Raw genomic sequence first — 23,707 nt, forward strand, 5'->3', positions numbered from 1 at the left:
CCCCCGGGCCGGCAACGCCCGCCCCGCGCCCGGCGCGGCGGGGTGGCCGGCCGGGGCTTCGTTCCGGGCCTCACACCGCCCACTGTGCTGCGGGCTGGGGAGCGAGTCGGAATATCGACATGCTGGGCCGCCTGAAGATATTCAAAGACCGGCAAAGGAAGAAGCCCCGGTGATCCTGCGTCGCCGCAGGTCAACGGGGCTTTGTGGCGGAGGCTCTGCTTCAGATCCTCTTCCACTTCGTTGCGGAGGATATGGGATTTGAACCCATGATCGGGTATCACCCGAAACCCGCTTAGCAGGCGGGCGCACTAGGCCACTATGCGAATCCTCCAGGACGCGCCGGAGCGCGTACCAAGCACAGAGCATACCGGGCCGGTCATGGAATGCCCAAGCGGGTTCGGGTCGGTCAGAGCCAGCTCACGTGGGGTGCGACCAGGAGGTATCCGACGAAGGCGGCGATGTCGAGGAGGGTGTGGGCCCAGATCAGCGGCCCGGTGCGCTTCCAGCGGAGGTAGAAGAGGGCGAAGACGGCGCCCATGACGACGTTGCCGATGAAGCCGCCGAAGCCCTGGTAGAGGTGGTAGGTGCCACGCAGGAGGGCGTGGGCGGCGATGATCGCGGGGGTGCTCCAGGCGAGTTGGCGCAGGCGGGTGACGAGGTAGCCGAGGCCGACGACTTCTTCGATGATCGCGTTCTTGAGCGCGGCGAGGATGAGGATCGGGACGGCCCACCACACGTCGTTGAGGTCCGCGGGATTGATCTCGGCGTTGATGCCGAGGGCGCGGGCGGTGAAGTAGAGGGCGAGCCCGGGGATGCCGATGCACGCGGCGAGGCCCGCGCCGCTGAGCAGGTCGAAGGCCGGGCGGCGCGCATCGAGGCCGATGGCGCGGAAGGGGTTGCCGCGGTCGAGGCTGAGGAAGTGCAGGACGAGCGCGACGGGCGCCATCGCGAGGGCGAGGCTCACGAGCTGGCGCGCGAGGTCGTACCAGGGCCGTTCGGGCGGGGCCTTCGCCGAGTTGAGGGCCTGGACGCTGTCGGCGAGGCCGCCCGGTTCGGTGAGGGTGCCGATGATCGTGACGATCGACCAGATCGCCGACGCGCCAAGGGAAAGGGCGAGGACGATCCAGATCTCGCGCCGGATGACGCGGGGCGCGAGCGTCGACGCCGGTTCGCCGGCGAGCGCGGTCTCGGGGTTCGACATGCGTTCCAGCCTGCCAGAGGCGGTGGGCGGGCGCGCTCAGCGGTCCGCGGCCGGGTCGCACCGGTTGTGCGACGTGCCTTCGGGCGGCGCGAGGATGATCAGTGCACGAGGCGAGGTGCTGTGAATCCCATCCCACTCGGCGACGCTCACCGCTCGCAGCACCTCGCTTTCCTACACCCTGTCGCGGCCCGGTGTCTGTCGGTTTCTTGACATTGCGCGAATCGAATCAGGTAAGGTTAGCCAGTCCTTACCTGAGAGGGGTACGCTATGCGGCTCGCGACTGCGGAGGCTCACGTCCTGAGCAGCACCGCAATCGAACGCCGCCCCTTCGCGGCCCTCCTCCCCCAGCCCGTGGACGCGCTCCGTGCCGTCGCCGACCGGGTCGACCGCGAGGTCAGCGTCCACCCGCTCGCCGGGGTCCGCGCCTGGCTCGACGGCGACACCGGCCGGGACGCGATCGAGTTCCCCGCCGCCCGACTCGCCGCCGGCGAGCGCATCGAGGAGCTCATGGGCGCCGCCGCCGCGCTGTGGGGCGGCTCTGCCCACGCGAACGCGGCCCTCGCCTGGAAGACCTACTGCTACTGGACGCTCGCGCCGGTCGTGCTCGGCTACATCGCCGCCCGCCGCGTGCCCGTCCTGGACGCCGCGAACGCGGTCTTCGGCGTCGCCGACGACGCCCCGATGTTCTCGGTGCGGCAGATCCGGCCCAAGTTCCTCGCGCTGCCGCACGACCCGTGCGCCGCGCACCCGGACGTGGAAGTCGTCGCGAACGAGGCGGTCCTGCTGGAACGCTTGCGCGCCACCGTGTTCGACGCCCACCTGGCGCCGGTCCTGGACGGGTTCCTCGCGAACGCCCGCGTCGGGCGCCGCACCCTCATGGGCTCGGTCGCCTCCGGGATCGCCTACGCGGTCGCGTCGATCGCGCAGGTCGTGCCCGACCCGGACGACGTGCTCGCCAAGACATTGCTGGAAGCGTTCGACGTCGGCGACCTCGTCGACATCAGCACGGACGAAGCCGGCCGCCTGGTCTACCGCCGCCGCACCTGCTGCCTCGCACTCACCATCGAGGGCAACCGCACCTGCTCCACCTGCTGCGTCCGGACCGAGCGTCCTTGACCGCAGTTTGATAGATTGGCGCTTGCCTTACAGGCCCTGGAGGGGTCGCATAGTGGACTAGTGCAGCGGTCTTGAAAACCGCCGTGGGTGTCAAAGCTCACCGTGGGTTCGAATCCCACCCTCTCCGCCACCCGCACCGCCGCATGACATTTCCGGCGAAAAGCGCGTTCGCGCAGGCATCCCGTTCGCATGACCCCCTGGCCGTCGCTGTGCGCCAGGGGTCCTGCCGTGTTCAGGGCATGAAAAAGGACTCAGCACCCCGGCACGGTGCTGAGTCCACGATTAGGGTAACCCCATGGCGCAACATGCTTCACTTCCGGGTCGGGATATTCACAGAATCGTTACGATGGCGCACCGCTGCGAGGAGGCGGACGGCATCGCCCCGTTCAACGAGCAGACCACCCTCGCGCTCTCCCGCCACCCGGAGAGACATCGCAGGCATTTCGTTGTGCGCCTTGGTGATGCGGTCATCGCGTACGCGGGTGCGGAGAAGGTCGGGGACGGCGCGGAGGCGGAGCTGGCGGTCGATCCGGCGCACCGCGGCAAGGGGGTCGGTCACCGATTGCTCGACGCGGTCTTGGATTGGATTGAGGCGGACATCACGAATCTGCGAGTGTGGGCGCACGGCGATCTGCCCGTTTCGCAACGGTTCGCCGAGAAGCACGGCTTCACGCGCGACCGCGTGCTGTTCCAGTTCTCGCGCGAACTCGACGGATTCGCCTGGCCCGCCGCATGGCCCGAGGGCATCGGCCGGAACTGGCCGACCGGCGACGGCCCGGCGGCGACGCTGCCCGAAGGAGTGCGCTTGCGGCCCTTCAGGGTCGGGGGCGACGAGGCGGAGTGGCTGCGGGTGAACGCCGCGGCGTTCGCGAGCCACCCGGAGCAGGGGCGCTGGACCGCAGCGGATCTCGCCGCGCGTGAAGAGGAGACCTGGTTCGATCCCGACGGCCTCCTTGTCGCCGAGGACGAGACGGGCCTGCTCGGGTTCCACTGGACCAAAGTGGAGGAGGGCGTCGGGGAGGTCTACGTCCTCGGCGTCGACCCCCGCGCCCAGGGCACCGGGCTCGGCCGGACGCTCACCCTCGCGGGCCTCGCCCACCTTGCGGCGCACGGGATCCAGCAGGTCGACCTGTACGCGGACGAGTCGAACACCAAGGCCGTCAAGCTGTACCGCTCGCAGGGCTTCGAGGTGGTGCGCACCGACGTGCAGTGGGCCAAGCGGCTGCGCTGACGTTCAGGCCGAGGCGAGGGCGTCCCGCGGGTAGCCCTCCTCGCCCGGCAGCACCAGGCGGGCTTCCTCGCCGTCGACCGAGACGCGCGGCAGGATCGGCGACATGTCGCGCTGCTCCGCGGCCGCGAACACCTCGCCCACGGTGGAATAGCGGGCGAGCTCGGCGAGCGTGGTCGCCTCCGGGATCGACATCTGGCCGCCGTACTGGCACACCGCCTGCTCCGGCCCGATCCACGTCGCGTACTCCGGCTCGCGCACCCGGATGCGCGGCTGGAAGCCCTCCGCGAGGGTCGCCACGTAGATCCACGAGTCGAACCGCACCGGCTCGTACTCGGGCGTCACCCAACGCGCCCAAGCGCGCTGGAGGGCGACCATCGCGCCGGTCTCCTCCTCTACGGCCCGCAGACCGGTCATCGCCACGTCGGGGTCGTCGGGCTTGTGCCGGCCGCCCGGGAAGCCGTACTGGGCGCCTCGGGGGCCGTTCATGGCGTTCTCGTAGTGGTCGACGTCGAGGTGCGCCCAGCGCTCGCGCACCTGGAGCGTGTCCGCGCGGCCGATCGAGGGGAGCCCGAACGGCTCCTTCGCCGCGTGCCGCAGGAGGAACACCCGCAGCGGGGCCTCGCGGAGGAGGACGACGGCGGCGGCGCGCTCGGGTTCGACGGGGCCGCCCTGCTTGCGGAGACGGGCGAGCGCACGAGCGGCCGACGACGAGTCGACCGCTCTGAAGTCCCATTTTCCGAAGCGCTGGATGGACATGCCATCACGCTAGCCCAAGACCGGGCGTTTCCAGTGCGCAACGGCCGAAACGACGGCGGCCCGGCCGAAGCCGGGCCGCCGTGCCGTCAGAGCCTTATCCGAGGAACTGGATCGGCAGGTAGAACAGGGCGCCGACGAGCGCCGCGATCGGGAACGTGATGATCCACGCGATCACGATCGAGCGGGCCACGCCCCACCGCACGGCCCGCTTGCCGCCGGTCGAGCCGACGCCCATGATCGCGGACGTGATGGTGTGCGTGGTCGAGATCGGCGCGCCCAGCAGGTAGGTGTTGGCGTACAGCACCGAGGAGGCGACGGTCTCGGCCGCGAAGCCCTGGGGAGGGCCGAGGTCGATGATCTTGCGGCCCATGGTCTTGATGATGCGCCAGCCGCCCGCGTAGGTGCCCGCGGCCATGACGGCGGCGGAGACCCAGTAGACCCACTCCGGGATGTGCGTGGCGTCGTCCTGGATGCCGCCGACGTAGAGGGCGAGGACGATGACGCCGATGATCTTGGCGGCGTCCTGCATACCGTGGCCGAGGGCCATGGCGGCGGCGGAGACGGTCTGGGCGTGGCGGAAGCCGCGGTTGAGCTTGTCGGGGCGGCCGCGCCGGAAGAGCCAGTAGACGGCGATCATCACCAGGAAGCCGAGGGCGAAGCCGACGAGCGGGGAGATCACGGTCGGCAGGACGATCTTCTCGACGATGCCGTGCCACAGCACCCAGTCGTTGGCGTTGCCCGCGATGATCGCGCCGCCCGCCATCGTCGCGCCGACGATGCCGCCGAACAGGGAGTGCGAGGAGGAGGTGGGGAGGCCGAAGTACCAGGTGATGAAGTTCCAGGTGATCGCGCCCAGGAGGCCCGACAGCACGATGAGGAGGCCTTCGATGCCGGTGGGGAGGGCCACGATGCCCTCGGCGACGGTCTTGGCGACCTTCGCGCCGAGGTGCGCGCCGATGAAGTTGCCGATCGCGGCCATGCCGAGCGCGACGCGGGGACGCAGCGCCCGGGTGGAGATGGAGGTGGCGATGGCGTTCGCGGAGTCGTGGAAGCCGTTGGTGTAACCGAAGAGGAGCGCCGCGGCGATGCACGCGAAGACGGCGATGAGGACTGTGTCCACGCTCAGGATTCCTTGACGTAGACCGACTCGACGACGTTGGACACCGACTCGAACGAGTCGCAGGCGGACTCGAGCTCGTCGGCGACCTCTTTGAGCTTCATGACCGTCAGCGCCGGGTACTCGCCGGAGTACAGGCGGACCAGGAGCATGCGGTAAGCGCGGTCGCCGTCGTTCTCGAGGCGGTTGCACTCGACCCAGAACTCCTTCATGGTCGCGTTGAGGCCCTTGAGCTTCGGCATGTACTCGGCGAGGAGTTCGGCCTGGGAGACGAGCACGGTGACCTGTTCGATCATCTCGCGCGGCAGGGTCGGCAGCTCGGAGAGGCCGTAGAGGTAGACCAGGTTCGCGGCGGCTTCCATGTGGTCGAGGATGTCGTCGAGCTTGCCGGCGAGGTGGTACATGTCCGTGCGGTCCATGGGGGTCACGAACGTGGAGTTGATCTTGTTGAAGAGCCGGTGGGTGAGCTGGTCGTTGTCGTGCTCGACGTCGACGAGGCGCTCGGAGATCTTCTGGTAGTCGGCCGACTCGTCGCCCAGCTCGGCCAGGATCGCCACGCCGCGGCGGATGTTGTCGGCCGCGTCATTGAAGAAGGCGTAGAACGCGTCGTCCTGAGGCTTCAGTGAGAACCGCACTGGGCACCCCTGCTTTCGGTCGTTTTGACTGTCCTCACTGTACCGATCGGCTCAGGGGACGGGTGGAAATCGTCACCGCGAAGTTAACATCCAGGTGAACGCGACACAAGCTCGTGAAGTCTGCTGTGTGAGACTCCACGAAACCGCTCCAAGCTGGGGTTATGCAAAGGTTTCACTTGAATTCATCTTGTGTTCACCTTTGACTCCGGGGACGTGTGCGGAGCACCGCGACGCGGCCCTCCTGCCATATGGGCAGAACGGGTTCCCAGCGCGGGCCGCGCCTAATCAGTCATTCGCGGTCTCGGCGAGGCGCCCCAGTGCGCCGACCACCGAATCGGATTTCGTCGTGTACCAGAACGGCGGCAGCGAATCCCGCATGAACTTCCCGTAGGAGCGGCTCGTCTCCAGCCGCGAGTCCAGGATCGCGACCACGCCGCGGTCCGTCGTGCGGCGGATGAGCCGCCCCGCGCCCTGCGCGAGCCGGATCGCCGCGGCGGGGACCGAGACCTCGGTGAACCCCGAGCGGCCCGCCGCGTCCGCGGCCTCGGATCGAGCCGCAGTGAGCGGCTCGGTCGGGCGCGGGAACGGGATCCGGTCGACCACGACCAGGCGGCAGGTCATGCCCGGCACGTCCACGCCCTGCCAGAGGCTCATCACCCCGAGGAGGCACGTGGACTCCTCCTCCTTGAACCGCTTCACGAGGCTCGCGAGGGTCTCCTCGCCCTGCAGGAGGATGTCGTAGTCGGTCTGGGCGCGAAGGAGTTCGGCCGCCTCGGCGGCGGCCTTCTTCGACGAGAACAGGCCGAGCGTCCCGCCGCGGCTCGCCTCGACCAGGCGCAGCAGCTCCTTGCCGGACTCGTTCGAGAGGCCCGAGGCGGTCGGGCGCGGCAGCGACGCCGCGACGTAGAGGATGCCCTGCTTGCGGTAGTCGAACGGGGAGCCGACGTCGAGGGAGGACCAGCCGTGCCCGTCCGCGGGCAGGCCGAGGTTGCGGGCGACGATGTCGAAGCGGCCGCCGAGCGTCAGCGTCGCGGACGCGGCGATGACCGTGCGGTCCTCGTAGAGCATCGCCGAGAGCAGCCCGCCCACCGAGAGCGGCGCCGCGACGAGCTGCGGGCCGTTCGGCTCCGACCAGATCACGTCGTCGCCCGCGGGGCCGATGCACCGCCCGGCCGTCTCGATCGTCTCGACGAGACCGGCCTTGAGCTGCTGGGCGCTCAACTGCTTCTTCGTCTCCGCGTCGAGCGTCGAGAGATGGGTGGTGGCCTTGACGCACGCGCCGTTGACCAGGTTCAGGGCCTCGACGAGCGGCGCGGGCAGGTCGCCCGAGAAGCGGCGCTCCCCCGCGGCGTTGAGCGCGCCCTCGAGCGCGTCCGCGGCCTCCCGGACCTGGTCGGCCACATCGGGATCGATGAGGCGGCGGCCGCGCTGCGCGAGCCAGCGCAGACGCGCCGGGTGCAGCTCGGCGCGGGCGGCCGAGGTGACGCGGTCGACGAGCTCGTGCGCCTCGTCGACGATGAGCACGGCGTGCTCGGGGAGGACGCTGCGCTCGTTCATCATGTCGATCGAGAGCAGGGCGTGGTTGGTGACGACGATGTCCGCCTCGTGCGCCTTCGCGCGGGCCCACTCGGCGAAGCAGTCCTGGCCCTGGGCGCAGTCCTTCGCGCCCGGGCACTCGGACGAGCTCGTGGAGGCCTGCTTCCAGGCGCGGTCGGAGACGCCCGGGTCCAGGTCGTCGCGGTCGCCGGTGTCGGTGTCGCCCGCCCAGTCGAAGAGGCGCTGCACCTGCTTGGCGAAGGACGCCTGCTGGCCGGCCCACTTCAGGGTCTCGGTGCCCTCGATCGCGCCGTCGTCCTCGTCCTCTTCTCCGGCGATCTTGCGCTTGCAGATGTAGTTGTGGCGGCCCTTGAGGAGCGCGAAGGTCGGCTTGCGGCCGAGGACGGGCGCGACGGCCTCGACGAGGCGCGGCAGGTCGACGGCGACGAGCTGGTGCTGCAGCGCGAGCGTGGCGGTCGAGACGACCACGGGCTTGCCCGCGGCGAGCGCGGCGCAGAGGTAGGCGAGGGACTTGCCGGTGCCGGTGCCCGCCTGGACGAGCAGGTGCTCGTCGGTGTCGATGGCGGCGGCGACGGCCGCGCACATCTCGCGCTGGCCTTCGCGGGCCTGGCCGTGCGGGGTGGCGGCGACGGCGGCGTCGAGGATCGCGAGGGCGTCGCGTTCGGCTTTGGTGGCGGGTGCGGGCGCGGTGGCGGTTGCGTCGGTGCTCATGCCTCCTGGGCCGCCTGCCCGCCGGCGTCAGTGCTGTCTTTCAAACCGGTGCTGTCTTTCAAACCGGCGCTGTTCGAGGGGGCGCCTCCGGCGCTGACACGGACCGCTTCGGCGGTGGCGTCCTCGCCTTCGAGGCCGCGGGCCTGGGCTTCGCGGCGGGCCTCGCGGTAGCGGTTGAGGGCGCGCACGGTGCCGTTGACGATCGCGAGGAGCGGGACGGCGACGAGGGCGCCGATGATGCCCCAGACGAAGCCGCCGGCGGTGACGGCGAGGACGATCGCGAGCGGATGGAGTTTCACCGCGCGGCTCATCAGGAAGGGCTGCAGGAGGTTCGACTCGAGCTGCTGCACGGCGAGGACGATGCCGAGGACGATGAGGGCGGTGACGATGCCGTTCGGGGTGCCGACGAGGGCCACGACGACGGCGATGATGCCCGAGACCGTCGCACCGATGATCGGGACGAACGCGCCCAGGAAGATCAGTGTGGTGAGCGGCAGCCACAGGGGGACGTTGAGGAGCCACAGTCCGAAGCCGATGAAGATCGCGTCCACGGCGGCGACGACCACGATGGTGCGCATGTACTGCACGAGGGTCGACCAGCCGGCGCCGCCGGCGTAGCGGAGCGGCTCGGAGGCGGAGCGCGGGAGCATCCCGGTGAGGAAGGTCCAGATCTTGCGGCCGTCGCGGATGAAGAAGTAGGTGGTGAAGAGGACCAGGAACAGGCCGGTGACGAAGTTGCCGAGGCCGGAGGCGGTCGAGCCGGCGACGTCGAGTCCGGTCTGGACGATGGTCTGCTGGTTCTCGTTGTACCAGTCGGTGATGTTGCCCTGGATGTCCTCGAGGAACACGGCGACCTGCGCGCCGTCGAGGCCGTAGGGGCCGGATTCGAGCCAGGCCTGGGCGTCCTTGAGGCCCGTGAGGATCGAGTCGTAGAAGTCGGGGATGCCGGCGATGAACTGCTGGATGACGAAAGTGAGGATCGCGCCGACGGCCGCGAGGCCCGCGACGAGCATGAGGATCGAGGCGAGGGACTTGTTCCAGCCGTGGCGGATGAGCCACGCGGCGGCCGGTTGGAGCATCGCGGCGAGGAGGAAGGAGATCGCGACGGGGATGACGACGACGGTGACGTAGGAGAGGAGGTACAGGATCACCGCGACGCCCGCGCCGACGATGAGGATCCGCCAGGACCACGCGGCGGCCACGGCGAGGCCGGTGGGGACGAAGCGGCGCTCGGCGCCCTCGCCGTCGCCGGCCTGGTCGAGTTCGGGCGGTAGGTCGCCGCCGGCCAGGGGGATCTCGGGGTCGTCGTCGACCGGTTCGCGCACGGCCAGCGCCCGCTCGGCGACCGGGTTGAGGCGCATGCCTATCCACAACTGACGTGCCCGGGCGGTGGTGCGGCGGAATCGGCTCACGATGTCTCCAAGGACGGTTCCTCCGGAAGGAGGTGGGTGGAACGTCAACACGTACCGTACCGGTTCGGTGCGACTCTTCCGATACAGCAGCCTGTACCGAGTGCCCGCGGGCACGCCGTTGCGGGGCGCGGGACGGCGGTGGCGGGGAAGGGATCTCGTGCCCGCTTGGGGCGCTTGGTGTTCGGTGCCGCGCGGCGCGCCCGGTCCCCCGACCTGCCGGAGGTGTCGTACCCGCCGGGCACCATGGGTGTTCGGGGGCGCCGGGAGGCGCCGCACCCGGGCTCGCGGGCCGGTGCGGGCGTCCGGCCGTCGCGTCCCGGGCCGGACGCCGCGCGCGGACGTGGGACTGCCCGCTCGGGCTGCTCCCTTCGAGCCCGCAGCCGGTAAGCTGGCGCGCTGTGACCGATACACCGTTGGACTCCACGACCGGCCTGCCGGTCCGGCTCCTGCACGACCGCCTCCTCGTGCGCGAGGACGCGGACTCCGAGCGCCGCTCCGCCGCCGGCATCGTCATCCCCGCCACCGCCGCCATGGGCCGGCGCCTGCACTGGGCGGAGGCCGTCGGCGTCGGGCCGCTCGTGCGCTCCGTGGAGGCCGGGGACCGCGTCCTGTTCGACCCCGAGGACAAGGCCGAGGTCGAGCTGCAGGGCCGCACCTTCATCCTCCTGCGCGAGCGCGACATCCACGCGGTCGCCGCCAAACGCGTCGACAACGACGGCACGGGGCTCTACCTCTGATGCGCGTCGCGGTCCTCGGGCTCGGCCTCATCGGCGGCTCCGCCGCGCTCGCCCTCGCCGAGGCCGGGCACGACGTGCTCGGCCTCGACCCCGACGCCGCGACCCGTGACGCCGCCGCCGCGCACTTCCCCGTCACCGCCGACCCCGCCGGACTCGCGGGCACCGACCTCGCGGTCGTGGCCGCCCCGTTCCGGCACCTCGCCGCGATCGCGGACGAGACCCTGGCCGGCTACACGGGCCTGGTGACCGACGTGTCCTCCGTGAAGGACGTGCCCGCGCGGCTGTTCGCGCGCCACCGCTTCGTCGGCGGGCATCCCATGGCGGGCAAGGAGACCGCGGGTTTCGCCGCCGCCGAACCGGGGCTGTTCCGGGACCGCAAGTGGGTGCTGTGCCTCGAAGCGGACACCGACCTCGGCGACTGGACGGCCCTCGCCGCGCTGTGGACCTCGATCGGCGCGCACGTCGTGCCGGCCACCGCGGCCGCGCACGACCGGGCCGCCGCCCGCATCTCGCACCTCGAGCACCTGGTCGCGGCCGCGCTCGTGCGCGTCGCCGACGAGCCGCTGGCCCGCACGCTCGCGGCCGGCTCGTTCCGCGACGGCACCCGCGTCGCGGCCAGCCCGACCGCGCTGTTCACCGGCATGGTCGAAGGCAACCGGGAGCAGTTGCTGGCGGCGCTGGACGATCTCGGCGAGGAGCTCGGGTATGCGCACGGGTACCTGCAGACGACCGATCGGCCGAACCCAATCAGTGAATGGTTCGACGGGGCCCGCGCGCTCCGCGCGGACTGGCCTCCGGAAGTCCTTGCGGCGCAACGCATCCCGCTCACGCGGGACGCGCTCGTCGAACTCGGCGAGGCCGGCGGATGGCTCGAAGCGGTCGAAAGCGAGGTCGCGCTCGCCCGGCGCCCTCGCGTAAAGTCCACTCCATGAGAAGCATCGACCGCATCGCCGACCAGTACGTCGAGGACGTCATCGCTCTGAGCCCCCTCACGGCCACGAGCATGGGCGTCCCCGGACACGACCACGAGATCGACGACCTCTCGCCCGCCGGGCTCGAGGCCGAAGCCGCCCTCACCCGCAAGGCGATCGCCGACCTCGAGGCCGCCGAGCCCGTCGACGAGCGCGAGCGCGTCGCCAAGGACGCCATCCTCGAGCGCCTGCGCCTCCAGATCGAGCGCCACGACGCGGGCGACACGTACTTGAGCCTCAACGTCCTCGCCTCCCCCGTGCACGGCGTGCGGCAGATCTTCGACCTCATGCCCAAGGAGGGCCAGGAGGCCGCCGAGAACATCGCGGCCCGCCTCGCGGCCATCACGAAGGCGTTCGAGCAGTACACCGAGACGCTGCGCGCCGAGGCCGCCGAAGGGCGCGTCGCCGCCAAGCGCCAGGTCCTCGAAGTGGCGACCCACTGCGACAACTGGAACGGCGCGAAGGGCCCGGGCACCGACTTCTGGGCGGACCTCGTCTCGGGCATCACCGTGGACGGCGAGCCCGTGCAGGCCGGCCCGCTGCGCATCCAACTGGGGAACGCCGCCGCCTGGGCGCGCTCGGCCACCCACAACTTCGCGCGGTTCCTGCGCGAGGAGCTGGCCCCGCAGGCCCCCGAGACGGACGCGGTCGGCCGCGACCGCTACTCGCGCGCGTCCCGGTACTTCATCGGCTCCGCGATCGACCTCGAGGAGACCTACGCCTGGGGCTGGCAGGAGCTGGCCCGCATCGAGGCGGACATGCGCGCGACCTGCGAGCGGATCAAGCCGGGCGCGACGATCGAGGAGGTCGTGGCCTTCCTCGACCAGGACCCCGACGAGAACATGACCGACAAGAACGTGTTCCGCGACTGGATGCAGGAGCTCGCCGACTCGACGATCGCCGACCTCGCGGACACGCACTTCGACATCCCCGAGCAGATCCGCACCATCGACTGCAAGATCGCGCCGACCGAGGACGGGGCGATCTACTACACCGGGCCGAGCGAGGACTTCTCCCGTCCGGGCGCGATGTGGTGGTCGGTGCCGGAGGGGCAGAAGCTCTTCGGCAAGTGGCGCGAGAAGTCCACGGTGTACCACGAGGGCGTGCCGGGCCACCACCTCCAGGTCGGCCAGACCATGGCGCGCGTGGAACTGCTCAACCGCTTCCAGCGCCAGATGATGTGGTGCTCGGGCCACGGCGAGGGCTGGGCCCTCTACTCCGAGCGGCTCATGGACGAGCTCGGCTACTACGAGGACGACCCGGGCGGTCGCCTCGGCATGCTCGACGCGCAGGCGTTCCGCGCCGCCCGCGTCGTCGTCGACATCGGCCTCCACTGCGAGTTCGCGATCCCCGAGGACAACCCGTTCGGCTGGCGGCAGGGCGAGACCTGGGACGGCGAGAAGATGTTCGAGTTCATGCGCGCCCACACCCGCACGATCGAGGACGACATGCTCAAGTTCGAGCGCAACCGCTACCTCGGCTGGGCCGGCCAGGCGCCGTCGTACAAGGTCGGCGAACGCCTGTGGATGCAGGCCCGCGAGGACTACAAGTCGCGCAAGGGCGAGGACTTCAGCCTCAAGCAGTTCCACTCGGACGCGCTGAACCTCGGCTCGATGGGCCTCGCCCCGTTCGCCGAGGCCCTCGGCCGCCTGTAACGCGAAGATGCTTCTGGGGCCGGTGGTGTCGGTCCCTTGAGGTATAGGTAATTGACGAGGGGGCCTGCGTCAGGGACATTTCGGGAATTCCGGATTTGTCCCTCACGCAGGCCCCCTCGTCAACCAAGGTATGCGACGGCACCGACACCGCCAGTAAGCGAAAGGTCCTCGCGGCCCCGGGCCGGAACCGCCAGGGCCTCAATCCTCGTGATCGAGCACGAGCTCCATCTCCGGCTTGCCGTACCAGGCGCGCAGCCGGTCCGCGCCGCGGCGCAGCGCCGCGATCTCGGCGGCCGTGAACCCCCGCACCCGCCACGTCTCGATGAGCACGGACTCCTTCTTCGGCGTCGCCTTCCAACTGCCGATCACCTGGCCGTCGAGCAGGATCACCGACGTGAACCGGGCCCGGCCCGGGAAGCGCGTGCGCGGCACCGAATGGTGCAGCACGAACTCCTTCGAGTCCGTGTAAGCGCAGATCATCTCGTCGAAGCCCTGCACGAAGTCCACCACCGGCGCCGAATCGCGCTCCGCCGGCGGCTCCTGCGTGTAGTAGAGGACGCGCTCGCCGACCCGCAGCTCCTGCAGACCGAGCCCGTCGACCGCCGCCTTCGCGTCGCTCACCTTCAACGTCGCCCAACGGGTGAAATCCTTCAGCGTCGCCGGGCCCCGCGAGGCGAAGAACCGCTCCGCCAGCGCCCGGATCGCATCGTCCTGCGCGATAGACCCGGCCAGGACGCGCTCGTCGAAGTTCGCGTACGTTTGCTTGCCGCCCTTGGGGGTTCCCGAGACGATCGCCGACTCCAGCTCCGCGTGCATCAGCAGGTGGATGAGCCTCGTGCTCGTCGGATCGGCGACCCCGGCCGCGGCCAGCGCCTCGGACGCCTCCTCGCGCGTCAGGTGCCGCCCGCCCGCGGTGGCCGCGGCGAGCACTTCGGCGCCGCGCCCGAGGGTCGCGTCGTCGAGCCCCCAGGCGCGGTTGTTCGTGCCCATGAGGTTGCGGACGCGCTCGCCGCCGGCGGCGAGCATCATCCGCAGGTCTTCGACGGGCACGGTGTGCCAGGTGGTGCGCAGGACGTGGGTGCGCACGACCGCGCCCTTGTCGATGAGGTCGTCGACCGTCTCGACGGACGCGAACGCCTGGCCGTCGGCGTCGGGCCGGGTGCGCATCGCGGGGGTGAGCTTCGAGGGCTGGTACTCCTGGGACTGGACCGCGCCGAGGTGCCTGAAGGCGTCCAGCGGCGTCGCGAAGCGCTCGCCCCAGAGACGCTGGGAGTGGGCCCGCCAGGCGGCGACCGCGCCCGGCTCGAGATCGGTGCCGAGGCGGCCGGTGGGTGATGCCATCTGGACATGCTAACCGCCCCATACGACATGAGCGCTCCGCCGATCCGCGTGTCCCGCCGAGCCGGGCGCATGGCCGAGATCACCGGTCGCGCTGGCGAACGAGCGGGTGGACGCGGTTGCGAACAACGGCCACAATTGCGGCATGTCCCTTCCCAACGCGGTCCTCAGGCTCTCCACCGACGTCCTCGCCGACATCAACGACGACGAGCGCCTGGCGTTCGCCTACGCGCACGGCCCCGCCCTGTCCGGATTCGGGGAGGAGGCCGAGCTGGTCTGCGTGTGGGAGACCGACACCGTCCCCGCCGACGCCAGCGACGAGGCCGTGCACCTCACCGTCGCGCGCTTCCAGGCGCACCTCGAAGCGCTCGACCGAGGCGAGGGCTGGGAGCGGCCCGGCGACGAGGCCCTGCACGTCATCGCGCGCTTCGCCGAGGGCACGCTCCTCGCCGACGACTCCGAGCTGGGCTCGAGGGCGCGCGCCGAGGCCACCGAGTTCCCGCAGGCCCTGGCCGACGCGTCCCGCGAGGCCGTGGCCGGCGAGGTCGAGGCCATCGCGAAGCGCCTCGGCGACGCGGCCGACCCCTGGGAGCTCGCCGAGACCCTGACCGAGGGCCTCCACCGCGCCTACGTGGCGCTCTTCGCGGCGGGCGGGTACTTCTTCCCCGGCCACGAGCACCGTGCGGCCTTCGTCGAGCGCTACGTCCTGGGCGACGAGGTCACCGAGGCCGAAGCCGCCGTATGGACCGCCGCCGGCGCCCCGCTCCCCGAACGCGCCGAAGCCCTCCCCGCCGCCTGGCGTGCCCTGGCGAAGACGGTCCTCGACAACTGCTGAGGCTTCTCTCGCCTGGTCGATGACGCAGGGCACATCCGCTTACCCGGTTGCAGATCCGTTTTCGGCCCAGGTAAGGTTATGCCCGGTCCTGATCGAAACGATCAAGCCGACCTGCGCCGCTAGCTCAACGGATAGAGCATCTGACTACGGATCAGAAGGTTGGGGGTTCGAATCCCTCGCGGCGCACCAACGAGAGCCAGGTCTTCGGACCTGGCTTTTCTGGTTTCTTGCGGCCATTGCGGGTGGTCGACGGCGTTTCTCGGATCGGGTCTCGCTCGGTGGGCGGGGCAACTCGTGGGTGTGGTTGGCGCGTAGGTCTTTTGGACTGGTTCGGGTGTCGCACACTGTTGGGTGGTTCGCGGCCCGGATCGGGTGCGGACGCTTCATACCCCCATGAGGAGCAACAGATGAAGAGGCGGAACATCCTTCGTGCGGTGGCCATCGGGGCGCCTTTGGCTGCGGCCGGGGCGATCGGGGTCGGTGTCGCGGCGGCGGACACGGCGAACTTCAAGGTGATCGTGACCGAGCAGGTCTCCAACAAGGTGTTCGTGTTCGACAAGGACAAGTCCTTCAGCAACGCCAACGCCTACAAGATGTGGAGCCCCGGCACGGGCGGTTGGGCGAACCTGTCCGACTGCCGGATCCGGGACACGGCGCAGTTCGGGGCGATCGGGCTGGCCGCCGCGTCAGGCGGGAAGGTCGGGATCTGGAACATCACCGACGAGCGGGAGCAGGAGCTCAACGACGTGCTGTGGAGTGCGACGCCGGGCGGGAACCCGCACGCGCTCGAGCGGATTCCGGACCTGGGGGCGTTCGTCGCGGCGTCGTCGGACGGGTTCCTGACCGTGTACGCGCCGACGAAGATCTCTGATCCGTCGACGCTCGCGAAGGTGCAGACGGTGTCGCTGGCCGGCGCGCACGGGGTCGTGTGGGACCCGAACAACAAGCTGCTGTGGGCTTCGGGCAACAAGATCGTGCAGGCCTACACGGTGTCCGGCACGTACCGGGACATCCGGCTGAAGGCGTCGAGCAAGAAGGTGACGCTCTCGGGGCTCGGGCACGACCTGCAGCCGGACTTCTCGAACAAGGCGAAGCTGCTGGTCTCGGACTCGTACGGCGTGTACTCGATCGACAAGGGCACGCTCGCGAAGACGACGCTGCACACGACCACGCGCATCAAGGCCTACGTGAAGATGAGCACCGGCGAGTACTTCTACGTGCGCGGCGACAACGCCGGATCGCGCGACTGGGGCAGCCCGACCGTGGTGTTCTCGGAGTCGGCTGACCGGACAAGGGACGGCGCCGAGTTCTACAAGGCCCGGTACTACACGACCGCTTACAACTAGCGCCCAGTGGTGAACGGCCCGTTCAGTGCACAGCGCTGAACGGGCCGTTCGCTACCCGGTGACCGTTACGGCGTCGCCGACGGCGACGGTGCCGACGGCGCGGATGTCGGCGTAGAAGCCGAAGCAGGTGGCGCGGCCGAAGTCGGGGACGTCGATGCGGTGGTGGGCGGCGAGGGTCTTGAGGAGCGCGCGGTCGGCGGGGGCGTCGCCGTGGGCGAGGGACGGGATGACGCAGCGCGGGGTCGGGATCGCCACTTCGAGCACGACGTCCGCGCCGATCGTGATCCGTTGGCCCGGTTCGGGGTCGGCGGGCAGGTCGAGGACGAGGTTGGGGCGGAAGCGGGCCGGGTCGACGGCGCTGCCGTGCTCGGCGCTGAGGCGTTCGAGGGCACCGGTGGTGACGAGGTGGAGGGCGCCGTAGTCGAAGAAGCGGCCGCCTTCGGCGTCGTGGCGGGCGGCGACCACGTCGTCGCCGCCGGGTTCCTTGCCGGTGGCCCAGTCGGGGATCATGCCGGGTTCGTCGGGCCACCAGTGGTGGCGTTTGAGCTGCTGGGGCGGTTGGCGGGTGAGGCGGACGGGGCGGCCGAGCCAGGTCGAGACGGCGTCGTCGGCTTCCGGAGTGCCTGCGCGGGCCGGGGTCCGGCCGGGGACGGCGACGGTGACTTCGCCTTGCGCCGGATCGAACGCGGCGGCCACGTCGAGGAGGCGGCTCCACAGGCGCGGCTGCTTGGCGCTGCCGATGGTGCCGTCGGCGTCGAGGCAGGTCCAGGTGCGGTCGCCGTCGAGGCCGTGCTTGCCGATGAAGGCGTCGGCGACGTGCTCTGGGGCGGCCGACTTGAGCGGGTGGCGGCGGAGGTCGAGGACGCGGTTCACGCCTGCGATCCTATGCCGCCGTGTTCAAGGCCCCTCCGGGACGAAGTGGGTGCCCGATCCGGTTCCTGCGTTCACGACCCCTCCGGGAAGAAGTACAGGACCGGCGATTGGGCGATCGTCGCGGGAAGCTCGGTGGCCCAGCGGCTCTCGCCGTCGTAGCCGATGAACGAGACGTCCGCGCCGTCGCGGTCGACGTAGCCGTCCTCGTGGAGGCTCGTGCAGCCGACCTCCTCGGGCCCGATCGCCTCGCCGGTCTCGAGGTCGACCACGCGGGTGCCGGCCTCGGCGCGGACGGTGAAGCCGCCCTTGACGGTGCCTTCGGGCCCGTAGTCGTCGACGAGGCACGCGTAGCGGCCGGTCGGGTCGACGTTGACGAGGCCGATGGTGAGCGGATGGACGCCTTGCAGGGTCGACACCGGGATCGTCTGCAGCACTTGCCCGTTGGTGTCGACACGGTACAGCTCGGTGAGGTCGAGGTCGTGGTAGAGCGCTTGGGCCGAGCCGTCTTCGGCGGTGTACCAGCGCATCCGGCAGCCCTGCTGACCAATGTCTACTGTGGTCGGGAGTTGGCCGGTGTCGGGCGAGTACCACTCGGTCGGGCCCCAGTCCTCGACGGGGAACGGGATCTCGTCGGTCCCCTGGTCCGCTTCGGTGCCCCAGACCTCGGCGCGGTGGGCGAGGACCGCGGAGCCGTCCGGGAGCCAGGCCGGGTCGAGGCACGCGTGGTCGACGGGGTACTCGACGGCCTCGCTGATCTCGCCGGTGCCCAAGTCGCCGAACATGAGCGCGGCGTCGGCGGTCGCGCCGGCGATCCAGGCGGCGTGCCGCCCGGTCGGGTCGATGCTGAGGGACGAGCGGAGGACGGCGCCCACGTCGCCCTCGGCGTCCCAGACCCCGCTGAGGTCGAGCACGGGCGCTGGTTCGTCGCCGCCGGGTTCCCAGCGGAAGAGCCGGTGGTCGTCGCCGAGGGCGTAGAACGCGCCGGCGTCCGCGCCGTCGCCGGTGCCGGACACGGCGTCGATGTCGCAGGCGACCGTCGCGCCCGCGAGCGCGAGCACCGCGGCGATCACGAGGTGCTTCCGGCCGGTGCTCCGGTGCGGATCGTGCAAGGCGTGCTCCTTACTGGGTGCGGTCAGTCGCTCGCTGCGGCGGCGTCGGCTCGCATGGCTTCGTCGGCGAAGAAGGTCCCGGCGGGCTTGTCGGCCATGCCGTGTCGGGCGATGAGGTCGAGCCAGATGCGGAAGTTCGCGGCGGAGTCGCCGGGGCCGATGTCGACGAGGCCGAGCTTCTCGCGCAGCACGATGTAGCCCGCCTTCGTCTTCAGCCCGAAGCTGCCGTCGATGGGCATGTCCTTCACGCCCGCGAGATCCCTTGCGGCCCATTGGATGATGGTGGTGTCGGTCTGGTAGCTCCAGTCGGCGGCGACGGCCTGGCGGCCCCGGTCGGCGTGGATGTGGTTCCAGTGGGAGCCGTCGGGGTCGTTGTTGCAGTGGAGGACGGTGCCGAAGTGCTTGCGGCAGATGGCGATCACGGCGAGGTAGCGGCGGCGCAGGTAGAGGCGGCGCTCCTTGCCGTGCACGGCGGTGTCGACGTAATGCCCTGAGCCCCAGTCGAAGCGGGTGAAGTCGATGGCGGCGCCGTAGCGGTGGTAGCCGGGCTTGCAGACCTTGGCTCCGGCGAGGCCGGTCCACCGGTAGGGCCAGGGCGGTTCGCTGCGCGCGTATTCGATGCCGAGGTCGTTGAGGTCGCGGATGACGCGCCCGGCCTGCTGGTGGGCCTCCTCGTGCATGGTGAACGAGGTGACGTTCGGGTGCACGCCGTAGCCGTTGGCGTCGAACGCGGTGCGGTAGCGGGTCTTCAGGGAGCCGTCCCAGAACCAGTTCCGGGTGATGTCCGGGTAGTCGCAGGTCGAGCGCGCGAACGCGGTGCTGCTGCTGGGGAATGCCATCGGTCCTCCTCCTCAGCTCATGTCTCTGATGTGGATGGTCTGGCCGTCGGTCTCGAGCCAGGTGCCGGGCCGGCCCGGGACGGCGAGGATCTCGCCGCGGCAGGCGCACGCGGGCGCGGCCTCGAGGGGCGCGCCGGCGTGGGTGAAGCGGGTTTCGGTGACGGTGCCGTGGTGGTCGGAGAAGACGCTGACGTGGTCGGGGGCGGCGACGGCGGCCATGGGGCGCCCGGCGTCCGCCAGCGTCATGGCGCGCGCGAGGCGGTGGCCGGTGCGGATCGTCTGGGCGCCTTCGCCGTTCGCGACGACGGCGAAGAGGCCGCCGGCGGTCCCGGCGAGGACGGTGCCGTAGCCCTCGCCGAGGCCGGTGGCGAGCGGGCGGTCCGTCCAGGAGCGGCCGGCGTTCGCGGTGACGGCGAGGTGGGCGCGGGTGATGACGGCCAGGTGCGGGTCGGAGCAGCCTTCGACGGCGACGGCGAGGCCGCGTTCGCCGAGCGGCGCGACGGCCGTGGCGATGCCTGAGCGGATCGTCTTCGGCAGGGGCAGCGGGGCGTACGAGGCCGCGGACTCGCGGACGCGGACGAGCGCGGGCCGCGCCCGGTCGGGCCCGAGTTCGACCGCGCCGGTCATCCAGAGGGTGTCGCCGAGCGCCGCCATCGAATGCGGGTGGAACCCGGCGGGCAGCGAGAGCGGGAGCGGCGGGCCGAGTTCGGCGCCGGTCGCGGGGTTCTCGGTGGGTGTGAGGAGGCGGACGGCGTAGTCGTCCTCGGTCGCCGGGTCGGCGGTGAGGACGAGGAGTTCGCCGTTGCGGCCGGTCCAGCCCGCGGCGGCGGCCCTGATCTGCGGCAGCCCCGCCGCGTCGGCCGGGCGTGGAACGGTGAGGCCCGCGGATCCGGCGGCGAGGAGGGCGGCCGCTCCGGTGAGGACGGTGCGGCGTGTCAGGCCCAGTGGTTCGGGAATGGCCATGTGTGCACTATGACCAACTGTGACGTGTTATTCCGGGAAATGGACGATTTTCACCCCGTGGAGCGCTTGCGCACCTTGGGATTCAGAGCCAGAGCAGGGCGGCGAGGCCGACCAGGGTGCCGGTGGTGGCGAGGAGCGCGCCGGCGGCGATGAAGCGACCCATGGGGATGCGGAGGCGCGGCGTCCCGGGGGCGCCGGCGCGGACGAGGTCGAACCAGAGCAGGGTCGCCATCGACGCCCACGGGAGGATCAGCGGGCCGACGTTCGTGCCGATGAGCAGGCCGAGGAGGGTCGTCGAGTCGCCGGCCGGCACGACGCCTTCGACCGCGGTGTACGCGGGGAGGTTGTTGACGAGGTTCGAGAGCCCGGCGCCGGTGAGCCCGGCCCGGAGGACCGCGCCGTCGCCGGTGCCGGAGCCGATGAGCGCGGCGACGGCGTCGGCGCCGCCGTGGCGCATGACCGCCGGGATGACGAGGAACAGGCCCGCGGTCAGCACGAGCAGCCGCCATGGGATGAGTTCCCAGGCGAGCAGGTCGCGGCGGCGCAGGCAGTGGACGAGGAGGAGCCCCGCGGCGACGCTCGAGACGATCTGAATCGGCACGTCCGCCACGACGGCGGCGACGAACCCGGCGGTGACGACCGCCGCCGTCCACAGCAGACGTTTGTCGGCGATGGCGGGCAGGCGTTCGGGGACGCGGTAGCGGTCGAGTTCGCGGTGGCGGCGGCGCCAGAACCCGAACCAGAGGCAGAGCGCGGTGACGGCGAGGACGGCGAGCTGCGGGGCCCACATGCGGGAGGCGAACGCGAGCGGGTCGAGGCCGATGCGGTCGGCGGCGAGGAGGTTCGTCAGGTTCGAGACGGGCAGGAGCAGGCTCGCGGTGTTCGCGAGCCAGACCGTGGTCATCGCCAGCGCGAGCGCGGGAGCGCGGGTGACCGCTGCGAGGGCGAGCATGACGGGCGTGAGCAGGACGATCGTGGTGTCGAGGTTGAGGAAGACGGTGGTGGCGGTGGCGAGCGCGAAGCAGTACGCGAAGAGCGCGAGGTGGCTGCCCCGGCCGGCGCGGGCGAGCGCGGCGGCGGCGAGGTCGAAGAGCTGGGAGGCCTGGACGATCGCGACCATGACCATGACGGTGCCGAGGAAGAGCACGAGCGGCGCGACCCGGGCGAGGTTCGCGAGGGCGTCGGAGGTGGGGAGCACGCCGGTCGCCCAGCAGAGCAGGCCGACCGCGAGTATGCCGAGGCTGACGAGGTCGAGGGGTTCGAGTCGGCGGCGCTTCCGGGTTTCCCGGGTAGCCGTGCCCGCTGGAGTCTCCGGGTCGGCCGGGCCTGGCGGGGTCGTGGTCACTGCGCCAATGCTAGGAACGGTTCGAGAGCGGCGGCTACGAAGCGCGACGAGATCACAGCATCGACGATGCCGGATCGGGGCGGTCTATCGAGGGCCGTCGACCGGTCGGAACGTCACTTGTTCGCTCTTGAACAGTGTTGATGGGCTGGCGCGCCATTCGATGGGCGGCCACCGGCGCGGGTGATGCCAGGACTGGGTCAACTCCCCTACCGGGGCGCTGTCCACCTCGATCGACCACCGCCGCCGGCCGCCGTCGACCGCGGGCAGGACCGGGCGGCCGAGCACGGCGACCACGACCTCCTCCAGGCTTCGGATGCCCTCGGTTTCGACCGCGACGGTGACCGGGCCTTCCTCGGCGTCCTCGTCCGGGGGCACGATCCACAGGTCGGCGAGGCCCGGGGGCGCGGCGGCGCGCTTCGGCGGCATGGGCCGCTCGGCGTCCCTGTTCTTGGCCCACGCGATCAGCGGGAAAGACAAGAAGAGGTGCCATCCGAGCAGATAGGCCAAGAGTCCGTTCGCCATGCCTGCGGATTCGACCATGGTCAGCGATTGAAAGACTGCGAGCAGGCCGCTCACCAGGCATGCGTATAGGAAGACGTGGAAGTGCCGTTCCACCCTGAGCGCGCGCATGTTCCGGCGAAGCTCCACTTCCGGCTCGATCAGGGCGGCCCTGTCGATGAGATCGAGGAGCGGGCGACGCCACACGATGACCGCCACGACCAGTGCGGCGATCACCCCTCTCGGGAGGAGCCACCCGGACCAGGTGTCCTCGTCCGAGACCAAAATGGCGATCGGAAGATAGAGCGGCAGGATGGCGAGGCACACGGCGTACTGCCAGAGCACCAGCGGCCCGATCCGGCGGATCACCCGGGTCATGCGGGCCCTCCCGGCCGGGTCCGCAGCACGCCGCCCTCGGGGAACGGCTCGTCCGGGTCGGCCGACCAGTCGATCGGGGGCCACCAGCGCGGGTGCTCCCAGGTCTGCGTCACCACGGCCACCGGCCGCTCGTCGACGGACACCGACCAGGTCCGGTTCCCGCCCGAAAGGCCCGGGAGCAACTGCGAGCCGGCGAGCGCCGCGACGACCGACCGCATGGTGGCCGAGTCGTCCGCGACTACACGGAAGCCGAGCTGGTCGCTGCCGTCGCCATCCGGCTCAGCGATGAAGCGGAGCCCTCCGGCTTCGACACCGCGAGGCACGTCACCGGGTTCATCGTCGCTCTTCGGTCGGAGGTAGCCCCAGGACCAAGCGATCCAAGCGCCCGCGACGAAGAGGATGAACAAGACCGTGAACATCGAAGCGGCGTAGAAGAAGCCCTCCCGCGCCGAAGTCTCCATCATCGAGCAAGCCGCGACGGGGATCGATGTCATGAGAAATCCGGTCAGCCGATCGAACTCGGCTGCGATCGCCGGTGGTCGTCCATGCCATGAACGGGCCAGCAGACTCCCGCTGGCTGCCTGGAGGAACCCGGCTACGGCGATGAGCAGGATCAGGCCGAGGAATGCCCCGATCCATAGGGGCGGTGATTCTGCAAGCGGCATTCGGGCGCCGATCGCGAGGGCGCCGAACCAGATCAGCAGCGTGCCGAGCTGCCAGAGGAGAACCGGGCCGAAGCGGCGGATCGCATGTCGCATGAGGGAGGGGCTTTCCAATTGTGAATACGAGGGATGCCCACAGTGTAGGGCCGCGACGAACCAAGCACAGTTCACACAACACGTCCGGCGGCGATTTCGGTCGAAGAGGCCCCCAGGACCAAGCGACACTTTCGATCGCAGGGGGTTGAGCTTCAGGCGGGCAGCGACGAAGAGGTGGCAGGACGGTTGGGGTCTGTTAGCGGGAGTCGGGTCCGTTTGGGGGCGGGGCGACACACCCGACCGCGGGGGACGGAGGTGTCCTGTTTCCTTGGGGCGCAAGTGGGTTGGGACGGAACATGAGGGTTCTGTACACCTGTGGGTGATGA

At 70.6% G+C, this 23,707-nt stretch carries 21 protein-coding genes and 3 tRNA genes; 9 read left to right on the top strand and 15 right to left on the bottom strand.

The features are described 5' to 3' along the window. Positions 1-243: 243 nt before the first annotated feature. Both O2L01_RS04275 and O2L01_RS04280 read right to left on the bottom strand, forming a co-directional pair. Positions 244-331, bottom strand: a tRNA-Ser gene (locus tag O2L01_RS04275). 75 nt (positions 332-406) lie between these two features. Continuing rightward, positions 407-1,201 carry a CPBP family intramembrane glutamic endopeptidase gene (locus O2L01_RS04280; protein WP_270120619.1) on the bottom strand — a complete coding sequence of 265 codons (795 nt, stop codon included), beginning with the start codon at positions 1,199-1,201 and terminating at the stop codon, positions 407-409. 267 nt (positions 1,202-1,468) lie between these two features. Between O2L01_RS04280 and O2L01_RS04285 the strand changes: the two genes are divergently transcribed. The 3 genes from O2L01_RS04285 (at position 1,469) to mshD (ending at position 3,548) form a co-directional block, all read left to right on the top strand. Beyond that, positions 1,469-2,317: an IucA/IucC family C-terminal-domain containing protein gene (locus tag O2L01_RS04285; protein ID WP_270120620.1), complete on the top strand. Its 849-nt coding sequence runs from the start codon at positions 1,469-1,471 to the stop codon at positions 2,315-2,317. A gap of 38 nt (positions 2,318-2,355) precedes the next feature. Then, positions 2,356-2,447, top strand: a tRNA-Ser gene (locus O2L01_RS04290). A 165-nt stretch (positions 2,448-2,612) separates the two neighbouring features. Further along, positions 2,613-3,548 (top strand): mycothiol synthase, encoded by a 936-nt coding sequence (gene mshD / locus O2L01_RS04295; RefSeq protein WP_270120621.1) that lies wholly within the window; start codon positions 2,613-2,615, stop codon positions 3,546-3,548. 3 nt (positions 3,549-3,551) lie between these two features. Here the strand turns inward: mshD and O2L01_RS04300 are convergent, their stop codons facing one another. The 5 genes from O2L01_RS04300 to O2L01_RS04320 all read right to left on the bottom strand — a co-directional run bounded on the left by O2L01_RS04300 (position 3,552) and on the right by O2L01_RS04320 (position 9,736). Beyond that, the gene (locus tag O2L01_RS04300; RefSeq protein WP_270120622.1) at positions 3,552-4,304 is read right to left on the bottom strand and encodes an NUDIX hydrolase; all 753 of its coding nucleotides are present in this window, start codon (positions 4,302-4,304) and stop codon (positions 3,552-3,554) included. A 94-nt stretch (positions 4,305-4,398) separates the two neighbouring features. Beyond that, positions 4,399-5,424 (bottom strand): inorganic phosphate transporter, encoded by a 1,026-nt coding sequence (locus O2L01_RS04305; RefSeq protein ID WP_270120623.1) that lies wholly within the window; start codon positions 5,422-5,424, stop codon positions 4,399-4,401. 2 nt (positions 5,425-5,426) lie between these two features. Further along, a complete protein-coding gene (locus O2L01_RS04310) occupies positions 5,427-6,056 on the bottom strand; it encodes a DUF47 domain-containing protein (protein ID WP_270120624.1) in 630 nt (209 codons plus the stop codon). Positions 6,057-6,341: 285 nt separating this feature from the next. Next, positions 6,342-8,324: an ATP-dependent DNA helicase gene (locus O2L01_RS04315; RefSeq protein ID WP_270120625.1), complete on the bottom strand. Its 1,983-nt coding sequence runs from the start codon at positions 8,322-8,324 to the stop codon at positions 6,342-6,344. Beyond that, positions 8,321-9,736: an AI-2E family transporter gene (locus O2L01_RS04320; protein WP_270120626.1), complete on the bottom strand. Its 1,416-nt coding sequence runs from the start codon at positions 9,734-9,736 to the stop codon at positions 8,321-8,323. The genes O2L01_RS04315 and O2L01_RS04320 overlap by 4 nt, the downstream gene beginning before the upstream one ends. Positions 9,737-10,134: 398 nt before the next feature. Here O2L01_RS04320 and O2L01_RS04325 point away from each other — a divergent pair, with 398 nt between their 5' ends. From O2L01_RS04325 to O2L01_RS04335, 3 genes are read left to right on the top strand one after another with little or no spacing between them, the layout of a single operon-like run. Further along, positions 10,135-10,473 carry a GroES family chaperonin gene (locus O2L01_RS04325; protein ID WP_270120628.1) on the top strand — a complete coding sequence of 113 codons (339 nt, stop codon included), beginning with the start codon at positions 10,135-10,137 and terminating at the stop codon, positions 10,471-10,473. Continuing rightward, the gene (locus O2L01_RS04330) at positions 10,473-11,405 is read left to right on the top strand and encodes a prephenate dehydrogenase (protein ID WP_270120629.1); all 933 of its coding nucleotides are present in this window, start codon (positions 10,473-10,475) and stop codon (positions 11,403-11,405) included. Before O2L01_RS04325 ends, O2L01_RS04330 begins: the two co-directional genes overlap by 1 nt. Next, positions 11,402-13,099, top strand: coding sequence for a DUF885 domain-containing protein (locus tag O2L01_RS04335; protein ID WP_270120630.1), 1,698 nt, complete (start codon positions 11,402-11,404; stop codon positions 13,097-13,099). Before O2L01_RS04330 ends, O2L01_RS04335 begins: the two co-directional genes overlap by 4 nt. Before the next feature lie 198 nt (positions 13,100-13,297). On the opposite strand, the gene O2L01_RS04340 is transcribed toward O2L01_RS04335, so the two are convergent. Further along, complete coding sequence (locus tag O2L01_RS04340; RefSeq protein ID WP_270120631.1) at positions 13,298-14,440, bottom strand: winged helix DNA-binding domain-containing protein; 1,143 nt, start codon at positions 14,438-14,440, stop codon at positions 13,298-13,300. A 142-nt stretch (positions 14,441-14,582) separates the two neighbouring features. Between O2L01_RS04340 and O2L01_RS04345 the strand changes: the two genes are divergently transcribed. The 3 genes from O2L01_RS04345 (at position 14,583) to O2L01_RS04355 (ending at position 16,618) form a co-directional block, all read left to right on the top strand. After that, positions 14,583-15,272, top strand: coding sequence for a hypothetical protein (locus tag O2L01_RS04345; protein ID WP_270120632.1), 690 nt, complete (start codon positions 14,583-14,585; stop codon positions 15,270-15,272). Between the two features lie 113 nt (positions 15,273-15,385). Next, positions 15,386-15,461: transfer RNA gene (locus O2L01_RS04350), tRNA-Arg, on the top strand. A gap of 218 nt (positions 15,462-15,679) precedes the next feature. Continuing rightward, positions 15,680-16,618 (top strand): DUF6528 family protein, encoded by a 939-nt coding sequence (locus O2L01_RS04355; protein WP_270120633.1) that lies wholly within the window; start codon positions 15,680-15,682, stop codon positions 16,616-16,618. 51 nt (positions 16,619-16,669) lie between these two features. Here O2L01_RS04355 and O2L01_RS04360 read toward each other — a convergent pair whose 3' ends face one another. The 7 genes from O2L01_RS04360 to O2L01_RS04390 form a co-directional block, all read right to left on the bottom strand. Next, on the bottom strand, positions 16,670-17,491 hold the full coding sequence (locus tag O2L01_RS04360; RefSeq protein ID WP_270120634.1) for an MOSC domain-containing protein: 822 nt from the start codon (positions 17,489-17,491) through the stop codon (positions 16,670-16,672). A gap of 71 nt (positions 17,492-17,562) precedes the next feature. Then, the gene (locus O2L01_RS04365; protein ID WP_270120635.1) at positions 17,563-18,600 is read right to left on the bottom strand and encodes a hypothetical protein; all 1,038 of its coding nucleotides are present in this window, start codon (positions 18,598-18,600) and stop codon (positions 17,563-17,565) included. A 23-nt stretch (positions 18,601-18,623) separates the two neighbouring features. After that, positions 18,624-19,439 carry a hypothetical protein gene (locus O2L01_RS04370; protein WP_270120636.1) on the bottom strand — a complete coding sequence of 272 codons (816 nt, stop codon included), beginning with the start codon at positions 19,437-19,439 and terminating at the stop codon, positions 18,624-18,626. A gap of 12 nt (positions 19,440-19,451) precedes the next feature. Beyond that, positions 19,452-20,402 (bottom strand): hypothetical protein, encoded by a 951-nt coding sequence (locus O2L01_RS04375; protein ID WP_270120638.1) that lies wholly within the window; start codon positions 20,400-20,402, stop codon positions 19,452-19,454. 82 nt (positions 20,403-20,484) lie between these two features. Continuing rightward, positions 20,485-21,747 carry an ArsB/NhaD family transporter gene (locus tag O2L01_RS04380; protein ID WP_270120639.1) on the bottom strand — a complete coding sequence of 421 codons (1,263 nt, stop codon included), beginning with the start codon at positions 21,745-21,747 and terminating at the stop codon, positions 20,485-20,487. An 84-nt stretch (positions 21,748-21,831) separates the two neighbouring features. Continuing rightward, on the bottom strand, positions 21,832-22,623 hold the full coding sequence (locus tag O2L01_RS04385) for a hypothetical protein (protein WP_270120640.1): 792 nt from the start codon (positions 22,621-22,623) through the stop codon (positions 21,832-21,834). Beyond that, entirely contained in the window at positions 22,620-23,381 is a 762-nt protein-coding gene (locus O2L01_RS04390) for a hypothetical protein (protein WP_270120641.1), read from the bottom strand. Before O2L01_RS04390 ends, O2L01_RS04385 begins: the two co-directional genes overlap by 4 nt. Positions 23,382-23,707 lie beyond the last annotated feature (326 nt).

Source organism: Glycomyces lechevalierae (genome assembly GCF_027622945.1).
GTDB classification, from domain to species: domain Bacteria; phylum Actinomycetota; class Actinomycetes; order Mycobacteriales; family Micromonosporaceae; genus Glycomyces; species Glycomyces rutgersensis.